We start from the raw sequence: 8666 nt of genomic DNA on the forward strand, positions 1-8666 counted from the left end.
ACGCAAATTCACAATGTTTTCTAACTTTACAAACTGGATTCAGAAAGTTTCGCTTGATTTAATCCGGAAAACTGCTAAAGTTGCCATTAAAAATAAATGTGAGTTTCAAACTAACTTTGAGGTGATTTTTGTGAAAGTCGTTAAGTTTGGTGGTAGTTCACTGGCCACCGGCGAACAATTTGATAAGGTCGTTAACATTATTCGAGCGGACCCGGAGCGTCAGGTCATCGTGACCTCGGCCCCCGGCAAACGGAATAAAGCGGACGTCAAAGTGACGGATCTGTTGATCCAATACGCCCAGCAGGTCCTGGCCCAACAGGACTTTTCAACCACGGTCGCCCAGATTACGAATCGCTACCAGGACATCAGTGACCACTTTGCCTTACCGGCCACAACGCTCCAGACTATTACCCACAAACTCGGCGCTTTAGCCACCACGACCTTTGCGGACGACGACCACCTGATGGCGGATTTCAAGGCCCACGGCGAATTGCTAAATGCCATTTTGCTGGCGGCCGTGTTAAACGAACAGGCCATCCCCGCCAAATTTTTAGATCCCCGCGACGCCGGTTTCTTGGTCGATGGCGAGCCCAATAACGCGGATGTCTTGGACGAAACTTATCTTAATTTGAGCCATCTTTCACTAAGTGGGGCCCGCATCGTGTTCCCTGGCTTCTTCGGCTACAGCCCGAGTGGGGACATCTACACCTTCACCCGTGGCGGGTCCGACATCACGGGCGCCATTTTAAGCCGCGGCTTCAAGGCCGACCTCTACGAAAACTTTACGGACGTCGACGCCATCTACACCGTCGATAACCACATCGTGCCGCACCCCGCCGTCATCTCCAAGATGTCCTACCGGGAAATGCGGGAACTCTCCTACGCCGGCTTCTCCGTCTTCCAAGACGAAGCCATTATCCCGGCCGTTCAGGGCCAGGTCCCGGTCAACGTCAAAAACACCAACAACCCCACGGCGCCGGGCACGCTGATTGTGCCGGAACAATTTCTCTTCAATCCAGCCAATCCAATTACTGGGATTGCCTGTTCCGACCGGTTCTCTGCGCTGTATCTCCACCGTTACCTGTTGAACAAGGAAATCGGCTTCACCCTGAAGCTGCTCGAAATTTTCCAACGCTATGGGATCTCCTATGAACACATGCCATCCGGAATCGATGACCTCACAATTATTTTTGACCAGAGTAAATTGGATTCAGCGACCATCAAGGCCCTTTGTCATGACATTCGTGAAACGTTAAAACCCGATTACTTGGAGTGGATTGACGATTACGCCATCATCATGGTCGTCGGCGAGGGAATCGCCCATACCGTTGACACCATGGGGAAGGTGATTGATTCCCTGACCCAGCACGGCATCGCCATTCAAATGATCAACCAAGGCGCCTCACGCATTTCCATCATGATTGGCACCCAGCGCAAGGATGCGGCCGCCGCGGTCCGGCACATCTACGACACCTTTTTCGTAAAAAGTGAGGTATAAAATCAATGACAACTTTAATCAAGGCCCACGGGTCCGAAAATCAATTCTTCTTGCTCGACCAAACCACCCTTGCCACGCCCATAACCGATGCGGAGCTGACGCAACTGGCGATTCGCCTCTGTTCCCCCGTCACCGGCATCGACAACGGCGCGGACGGGCTCTTGGTCATCAACGACGTCCCCGACACGGACTGTGCCGGCCAGATGCGCGTCATCAACGCCGATGGTAGCGAAGCCAAGATGTGTGGCAACGGCCTGCGAACCGTGAGCCGCTACTTGGCGGAAAAGACGGGCCAAACGGCCTTCAAGGTCGCGACATTGGAAGCCAATTTGCCAGTCCACCAGGCACCTAATTTAGCCGAAAACGTGCCGGCCTTCAGCGTTCAAATCGCACCAATTTCCTTGGCTGCGGCCGACCTACCATTCCACTATCAGGACTTAAGCACCATGGTCGATGTCGCCGTGCCAGAGTTCATCCCCGGCCAAACCTTCACGGCCATTGCCGTCCCGAACCCGCACCTGATCAGTTTCGTGGATCACATCGACGCCGCGCAACTCGGCAAGCTGGGTGAACGCCTGAACGCGAAGAACCCTTATTTCCCAGAGGGCGTCAATGTGAGCTTCGCTGAGATTCGAGGCACCAACACCCTCTTCGTCCAAACGTACGAACGTGGCGTCGGCTTCACGAACGCCTGTGGCACGGGCATGTCTGCCACCAGTTTGGCATTCGCCCAGCTCCACCCCGACCAATTTGACGCGCAACAGGATATCACCGTCTTCAATCCCGGCGGCCTGGTCAAGACGCACATCACGCTGGCACAGTCGGCAACAGCCAGCCAGATTCAGCTGATTGGTAACGCCACCTTCACGGCCACCCTCACCATCGCTGAAGCTGACCTCCACCAGGCCAACTTGCAAAACGTCACGCTTACGACCACGGGTGAAGAAGCCGCCTACCAGGAATTTGTGGCGGCAGTCACGGCTTAACTTAAATTTTTTTAGACAAAAACACCCAACCTTACAATCTGGAGGTTGGGTGTTTTTTCCGCAAATAAAAAGACGAAACACCGTTAACCAGTGTCTCGCCTAATTTTAATCAGTTAAAAAGTGAAAACGAGTCAGCTCCAAAGCAGAGTTGTCCATGATCAATTGACCATGTTCCGCCAAGACATCAGGAGCGACCTTGGTCCGATCCGCGTACTCGTACGCCACGGCCAATTCGTCCTTGATGGACTCTGGTGAGGTCTCATTCGTGAAGAAGACCAGTTCCAAATAGAAGTCACCACTGTACCGGTAAAGGTTCGTGGCCGCATTTTCTAAATGCAGCACCCGTGCCAAGCTAATCATATCTTCAAAGGAATGTAGCTTAACCACGCGGGTCGCCGTTGGTTGACCTTTGTCGCTTAAGTAATCCTCAATATCATTGGAGTCATTGGCAGTCGCAGACTTAAACCCAGAGAAGAAATCCTTCTGGTCGTCCGTTGCTGACAGGTGTTCTTTAATTTGATCCGATACTTGATCGGGGTGAGCACTATCGACACTCGCGTCGCCTTGATTATCATCAATGGTCGCGTCATCTTCGTCCACATTCTTACTTATAAACAACTCCAGACCATTACGGTTCGGTAGTACCTGGAAGGTTACCGCTTCGTTGTCTTGAAATTGGTGATCAACGTCGACCTCTTCCAAAATGCTGTAAAAGAAGCCTTCGATTTGCTTGTGATTGCCGAGCAGATCCAGGACAGTGATTCCTCGTTCACTGAGATCATCATTGCCGATAACTACTCGAATCGTGTTCTCATTGATTCGTTCCGATTCCATGAATAACACCCCTTTCTCGTGGGTTTGGGTATTGTCCTTGATTCTAATTCTAGTCATTTTTGCCGGCTTGTAAAGTCATCATACCAAAAAACCGGACTGCAAGTAACATTTTCTCACAAATCCGGTCAGATGCAACTAATTAAGCTTCATTTATGCCATTTACTAGTCGTTGGGCCCGCTCGAGCTCAAGTGCGCGCACTTGTCTTGGCAGAAACCGGCGAATTTCTTCTTCGTTGAAACCAACCTGCAGACGTTTCTCATCGACCATGATTGGTCGCCGCAGAATGCCGGGATGGGTTTGAATCAATTGGTAGAGCTCACGTAAGGGTAAATCGTCGAGATCGACGGTCAATTCCTGGTAAACCCGCGAGCGTTTGGACACAATTTCTTCGGTCCCATCTTCGGTCAACCGCAAGATTGATTTAATCTGCGCAATCGTCAAGGGCTCGGAGAAGATATTCTGTTCGCGGTACGCGATACCGTGTTCTTCGAACCAAAGACGGGCTTTGCGGCAAGAGGTACAACTGGGTGAGGTGTAGAGCGTAACTGTCATAATCTTTTCCTCCTTAACGGTCTATAAAAGTTTTAATAGCTTCATTATACAGACTTTTACAGAAAAGGAAAGACCTTTTTGAAAATAACTTTATTAACAATTTTATACTATTCGTCTACTAATTGGCTAATAGATGTTCTAATACCACAGTTATGATGATTAATCAGTTGAGGACCATTTATTTTTATCGAATAAAAAGCATTAGATTTTATAAATAAAGCCAGCCGAGACCACGCTAACTTTGGTGGTATTCCCCGCCGCGGTCTGTGCTTCGGCTACCAGTTGCTGAAGGTCCCCCGTCTGTGGTAGATGGGTCAGCAAGAGCCGTTTAACTGCCGCCTGCCGTGCCAAATCTCCCGCTTGAGTCGACGTCAGATGCCAGGCCGTTCCCTGATGGTCGGCGAAGAAATTCGTATCGGCCAGTAAGACATCTACGCCGGTTGCCCACTCAGCTAACCCATCAAAGGCTGCCGTATCAGACGTGAAGGCCAACGTTGCTCCCGTAGCCGTCTCCGTGATGCGGGGAGCGTATGCCGGTACTGGATGATGCGTTGGTAAGAAATCAATCGTAAACGGCCCCAAATGCAGCGTGTCGGCTGGATTATAGGCCTGACCAACCGTGGCGTTAGGCCAGGTAAGACTACCAAAGTTCAACGGATCCGCCGTGTGCCCATAAATTGGCAGGACGGGTTCGGCCCGCGGCCCCTGTTTCAACTGCCAGAGGTACTGTAACACACCCACATCAGCCGTATGGTCATGATGGTAATGGGTCAATAACACGGCGTTCAGCTGTAAGGGGTCCAAGACTTTTTCCAAGGCAATCAATGCCCCACTCCCACAATCCAATAGCAAATTAAAGTCGCCGCTGGTCAGTAAATAACTGCTAGTGCCCACGCCGTTGTGGGGATACCCACCGTAACACCCTAAAACTGTTAATTTCATCCAATCATCCTCTCATGCGAATTACCACGTTGCGTCAACGCTTCTTAGCTCTAGTTTAGCGCGCTGACCGCAGAGTGTAAACGTTTCGCTTTTGTTCAGAAGAACCTTATAATAAAGGTAACAAACCAGTCAGGAGGGATGAGCATGCTTCATCAATTATCAGCAACTTTTGGGAGTCGGGATATGTTAGATGGTATCATTGCGCAAAATCCAGACCGTCAGTTGGTTTTAATGGCTGATTCCGGTGGCGACGAGGGCTTACAGTTAGTCGACGTCTCCGGCCAGCCTAGTGTGTTTAAGAGCAATCTGGACTATCAGGTCCAGCTCCATCAAGGAAGTCAGCAGTGGCAAGGGTTCTTTAATTTTAACTACTTCACCCTGGACCCGGACGCTGCTAAGGTTTTCAACGCCAAGGCCAATCGTTTTGCTGGCAATGGTCTACCTAGTGGCATGACGGCGTTCTACGTGTTGACGAAGCAGAAGAGTGCCAACGAATACGTCCTATTGACCATGTGGGACGACAGTCAGGCCTATTCTCTCTGGCGCCATTCACCGGCCTTCGCGCCCTTTGACGTATACAGTACCAGCGCAAACCATTTCCATGCTGCCTCATATCAACAAGTGAAGCCAGAAAAGGATTAGCATTAACCATTATCAGAAATTAACAACCTAACGCACCGTGGGCCAATTAACGTAGCCTGACGGTGCGTTATTTTTGCGTTACAATGGGAGTATTCTGTTCAAGAAAGACGGCGATCATGTGACCCTCTCAGTATCTAACGCGGCGACGGACAAGATTTCGCCGTTGCTTCCCCTCACCACCGAACAAGCCCAACTGGTTGAGCGGGTGTTCACCTTCACCACAACTCACGTAACCGGCAATGGCCCGGCTATTTTCACCATCTATGGCGATGCCGGAACGGGAAAAAGTGTCGTCTTGGCGCACCTCTTCGCAGCCATTCAAACAGCTGCTCGGACCGATGCCACGAGTCCACTGGCCGACACTGAAAATTACTTTCTAGTGAATCATCCGGAAATCCTCAAAGTTTACCGAGAAATTGCCGGACAGCAACCGCACCTGTTCAAAAAAGACTTTCAGCGGCCAACTACCCTAATCAATCAGATTAATCAGGGGAAGAAGCACGCGGACGTCCTAGTCATCGACGAGGCCCACCTCCTGCTCTCACAGGCGGACCACTACAATAATTTTTACGGCGACAATCAGTTAACCGCCCTAATGGCAACCGCCAAGGTCATCATTTTAGTCTTTGATGAAACTCAGGTCTTGCGATTAAAGAGTTTCTGGACGGAACACCGCCTAGAACACCTGCTGGCCCCATTCGCCCATGAGACGACACGTCTAACGCATCAATTTCGTATGCAGGCAAACGACGCACTGATTTCGTGGATCAACGACTTCACCCACCAACAGTTACGTCCCTTACCTGCCTCTGCCGGTCAACATTACGATTTACGTACCTTTACGGACGCAGAACAGATGCGTCAAGCCATTGTCCAGCGAAACCAGGCAGTCGGGCTCTCACGCATTGTCTCGACGTCTGGCTACCCGTCGACCCTGGATGGTGGCAAACATTATATCACGGAGGGTAAGTTCCACCTCCCCTGGGACCAGTACAACTATACCAGTACGCCCTGGGCGGAGCTGCCGCAGACTATCGATGAAGTGGGTTCCATCTATACCTGTCAGGGATTTGATTTGAACTACGTGGGCGTGATTCTCGGCCCACCAGTTAAACTGGACGACCACCATCGCCTGATCATCGACCTGAATCAGTATACGGACGTGGAAGCCTTCAAACGCCGCACAGATTTGACGGACCCCCACGAACTCACACTGATCAAGCAGCAGTTAGTCCTTAACTCAATCAACGTCTTAATGAAGCGTGGCGTGCAAGGCCTCTACATCTACGCCCATGACCCACGCCTACGGGACTACCTCGCTAACGCCTAATACGCACAAAGGGACTCACCAGCATGCAGGTAAATTGCCTACAGCGCTAGTGAGTCCATTTTCAGTTAATGCGTCAAATAGATCTCTAGATATCAAAAAAGCCTTCCCCAACAAGGAAGACTTTAACTGACGGTCCGTACGAGACTCGAACTCGTGATCTCCTCCGTGACAGGGAGGCGTCCTAACCAACTAGACCAACGAACCAACAATTGCGGGAGCAGGGTTTGAACCTGCGACCTTCGGGTTATGAGCCCGACGAGCTACCAGACTGCTCCATCCCGCGATAATATTAAATTGTGACAATGACCCGTACGGGATTCGAACCCATGTTACCGCCGTGAAAGGGCGGTGTCTTAAACCACTTGACCAACGGGTCATAACTAAACGGAGAAGGAGAGATTCGAACTCTCGCGCCGCTTCCGCGACCTATACCCTTAGCAGGGGCACCTCTTCAGCCACTTGAGTACTTCTCCATAATGGGCCTAAATGGACTCGAACCATCGACCTCACGCTTATCAGGCGTGCGCTCTAAACCAGCTGAGCTATAGGCCCATATAAAGCGGGTAACGAGAATCGAACTCGCGACAACAGCTTGGAAGGCTGTGGTTTTACCACTAAACTATACCCGCAATATGGTGAGATATAATCAATGGCGCGGGACGGAATCGAACCGCCGACACATGGAGCTTCAATCCATTGCTCTACCGACTGAGCTACCGAGCCATTAAACCATTTAGAAATTATGGATACCGCATTCGGGCGACCAAACACGGTAACGGTCCGTACGAGACTCGAACTCGTGATCTCCTCCGTGACAGGGAGGCGTCCTAACCAACTAGACCAACGAACCAATTGCGGGAGCAGGGTTTGAACCTGCGACCTTCGGGTTATGAGCCCGACGAGCTACCAGACTGCTCCATCCCGCGATAATGTTAAGGTAAAAGGAGGATGAGAGATTCGAACTCTCGCGTGATTTTACTCACCTGACGGTTTTCAAGACCGTTCCCTTCAGCCAGACTTGGGTAATCCTCCATAATGAAACACCATACAAGTGCCCTCTGGTGATGGACCTTGTAGGACTCGAACCTACGACCGAACGGTTATGAGCCGTTTGCTCTAACCAACTGAGCTAAAGGTCCAGTTCAAGTCTTAATCGCGGCGGGGGGGATCGAACCCTCGACCTCTCGGGTATGAACCGAACGCTCTAGCCAGCTGAGCTACACCGCGAAGTGTTAAATAAAATATATTTATTTAATCGGGAAGACAGGATTCGAACCTGCGACCCCCTGGTCCCAAACCAGGTGCTCTACCAAGCTGAGCTACTTCCCGTTAAAATGCACCCAGTAGGAGTCGAACCTACAACCTTCTGATTCGTAGTCAGACACTCTATCCAGTTGCGCTATGGGTGCAAAATATCTAATTGTGATGCTTAATACCTTTCGGTATTAAGCGGAAGACGGGATTCGAACCCGCGACCCCCACCATGGCAAGGTGATGTTCTACCACTGAACTACTTCCGCAAAATTAATGCCGACTAGAAGATTCGAACTTCCGACCCCCTGTTTACAAGACAGGTGCTCTACCAACTGAGCTAAGTCGGCATAGTCAGTATCATTGTGTATCTAATTTACTCACCGCCCGAAGGCGAATGAGCCGTGACAGGCTCGAACTGTCGACCCTCTGATTAAAAGTCAGATGCTCTACCAACTGAGCTAACGGCTCATATATGGAGGATACAGGGCTCGAACCTGTGACCCTCTGCTTGTAAGGCAGACGCTCTCCCAACTGAGCTAATCCTCCAAATTCGCGTAGCAACGTCCTATCCTCGCAGGGGGCGATCCCCCAACTACTATCGGCGTGCTGAAGCTTAACTTCCGTGTT

General features: G+C 50.8%; 7 protein-coding genes and 18 tRNA genes. 4 read left to right on the forward strand and 21 right to left on the reverse strand.

Annotated features, from left to right (window positions below; translation table 11 throughout):
• Positions 1–130: 130 nt before the first annotated feature.
• Both JUF22_RS08060 and dapF read left to right on the forward strand, forming a co-directional pair.
• Positions 131–1498, forward strand: coding sequence for an aspartate kinase (locus JUF22_RS08060; RefSeq protein ID WP_203645423.1), 1368 nt, complete (start codon positions 131–133; stop codon positions 1496–1498).
• A gap of 5 nt (positions 1499–1503) precedes the next feature.
• On the forward strand, positions 1504–2484 hold the full coding sequence (gene dapF, locus JUF22_RS08065; protein WP_203645425.1) for a diaminopimelate epimerase: 981 nt from the start codon (positions 1504–1506) through the stop codon (positions 2482–2484).
• Between the two features lie 105 nt (positions 2485–2589).
• Here dapF and JUF22_RS08070 read toward each other — a convergent pair whose 3' ends face one another.
• The 3 genes from JUF22_RS08070 to JUF22_RS08080 form a co-directional block, all read right to left on the reverse strand.
• Entirely contained in the window at positions 2590–3318 is a 729-nt protein-coding gene (locus JUF22_RS08070) for an adaptor protein MecA (RefSeq protein WP_203645443.1), read from the reverse strand.
• Positions 3319–3457: 139 nt separating this feature from the next.
• Positions 3458–3871: a transcriptional regulator SpxA gene (spxA, locus tag JUF22_RS08075; protein WP_203645427.1), complete on the reverse strand. Its 414-nt coding sequence runs from the start codon at positions 3869–3871 to the stop codon at positions 3458–3460.
• Between the two features lie 201 nt (positions 3872–4072).
• Complete coding sequence (locus tag JUF22_RS08080) at positions 4073–4813, reverse strand: MBL fold metallo-hydrolase (protein WP_203645429.1); 741 nt, start codon at positions 4811–4813, stop codon at positions 4073–4075.
• A gap of 144 nt (positions 4814–4957) precedes the next feature.
• On the opposite strand from JUF22_RS08080, the gene JUF22_RS08085 reads away from it, so the two are divergent.
• A complete protein-coding gene (locus JUF22_RS08085) occupies positions 4958–5455 on the forward strand; it encodes an antibiotic biosynthesis monooxygenase (protein ID WP_203645431.1) in 498 nt (165 codons plus the stop codon).
• Positions 5456–5528: 73 nt separating this feature from the next.
• Complete coding sequence (locus JUF22_RS08090; RefSeq protein WP_236000746.1) at positions 5529–6785, forward strand: DUF2075 domain-containing protein; 1257 nt, start codon at positions 5529–5531, stop codon at positions 6783–6785.
• Positions 6786–6915: 130 nt separating this feature from the next.
• On the opposite strand, the gene JUF22_RS08095 is transcribed toward JUF22_RS08090, so the two are convergent.
• The 18 genes from JUF22_RS08095 to JUF22_RS08180 form a co-directional block, all read right to left on the reverse strand.
• Positions 6916–6989: transfer RNA gene (locus JUF22_RS08095), tRNA-Asp, on the reverse strand.
• 5 nt (positions 6990–6994) lie between these two features.
• A tRNA-Met gene (locus JUF22_RS08100) sits at positions 6995–7068 on the reverse strand.
• A 20-nt stretch (positions 7069–7088) separates the two neighbouring features.
• Positions 7089–7161 (reverse strand) — tRNA-Glu (locus JUF22_RS08105).
• 9 nt (positions 7162–7170) lie between these two features.
• Positions 7171–7258, reverse strand: a tRNA-Ser gene (locus JUF22_RS08110).
• 4 nt (positions 7259–7262) lie between these two features.
• Positions 7263–7337: transfer RNA gene (locus tag JUF22_RS08115), tRNA-Ile, on the reverse strand.
• A gap of 6 nt (positions 7338–7343) precedes the next feature.
• Positions 7344–7414, reverse strand: a tRNA-Gly gene (locus tag JUF22_RS08120).
• A 21-nt stretch (positions 7415–7435) separates the two neighbouring features.
• Positions 7436–7508 (reverse strand) — tRNA-Phe (locus JUF22_RS08125).
• A gap of 53 nt (positions 7509–7561) precedes the next feature.
• Positions 7562–7635, reverse strand: a tRNA-Asp gene (locus JUF22_RS08130).
• A 2-nt stretch (positions 7636–7637) separates the two neighbouring features.
• Positions 7638–7711: transfer RNA gene (locus JUF22_RS08135), tRNA-Met, on the reverse strand.
• A gap of 16 nt (positions 7712–7727) precedes the next feature.
• A tRNA-Ser gene (locus JUF22_RS08140) sits at positions 7728–7817 on the reverse strand.
• A gap of 33 nt (positions 7818–7850) precedes the next feature.
• Positions 7851–7924, reverse strand: a tRNA-Ile gene (locus JUF22_RS08145).
• 14 nt (positions 7925–7938) lie between these two features.
• Positions 7939–8012 (reverse strand) — tRNA-Met (locus JUF22_RS08150).
• 28 nt (positions 8013–8040) lie between these two features.
• Positions 8041–8114 (reverse strand) — tRNA-Pro (locus JUF22_RS08155).
• Positions 8115–8120: 6 nt separating this feature from the next.
• Positions 8121–8194, reverse strand: a tRNA-Arg gene (locus tag JUF22_RS08160).
• A 39-nt stretch (positions 8195–8233) separates the two neighbouring features.
• Positions 8234–8305: transfer RNA gene (locus JUF22_RS08165), tRNA-Gly, on the reverse strand.
• 8 nt (positions 8306–8313) lie between these two features.
• Positions 8314–8386 (reverse strand) — tRNA-Thr (locus tag JUF22_RS08170).
• A gap of 48 nt (positions 8387–8434) precedes the next feature.
• Positions 8435–8507 (reverse strand) — tRNA-Lys (locus JUF22_RS08175).
• A gap of 5 nt (positions 8508–8512) precedes the next feature.
• Positions 8513–8585: transfer RNA gene (locus tag JUF22_RS08180), tRNA-Val, on the reverse strand.
• Positions 8586–8666 lie beyond the last annotated feature (81 nt).

This window comes from Levilactobacillus lanxiensis (assembly GCF_016861655.1).
GTDB classification, from domain to species: domain Bacteria; phylum Bacillota; class Bacilli; order Lactobacillales; family Lactobacillaceae; genus Levilactobacillus; species Levilactobacillus lanxiensis.

Bases quoted from the DNA above. Each gene is read 5' to 3' on its own strand.
- dapF (WP_203645425.1), top strand. From the start codon at position 1,504: ATGACAACTTTAATCAAGGCCCACGGGTCCGAAAATCAATTCTTCTTG.
- JUF22_RS08070 (WP_203645443.1), bottom strand. From the start codon at position 3,318: ATGGAATCGGAACGAATCAATGAGAACACGATTCGAGTAGTTATCGGC.
- spxA (WP_203645427.1), bottom strand. From the start codon at position 3,871: ATGACAGTTACGCTCTACACCTCACCCAGTTGTACCTCTTGCCGCAAA.
- JUF22_RS08080 (WP_203645429.1), bottom strand. From the start codon at position 4,813: ATGAAATTAACAGTTTTAGGGTGTTACGGTGGGTATCCCCACAACGGC.
- JUF22_RS08085 (WP_203645431.1), top strand. From the start codon at position 4,958: ATGCTTCATCAATTATCAGCAACTTTTGGGAGTCGGGATATGTTAGAT.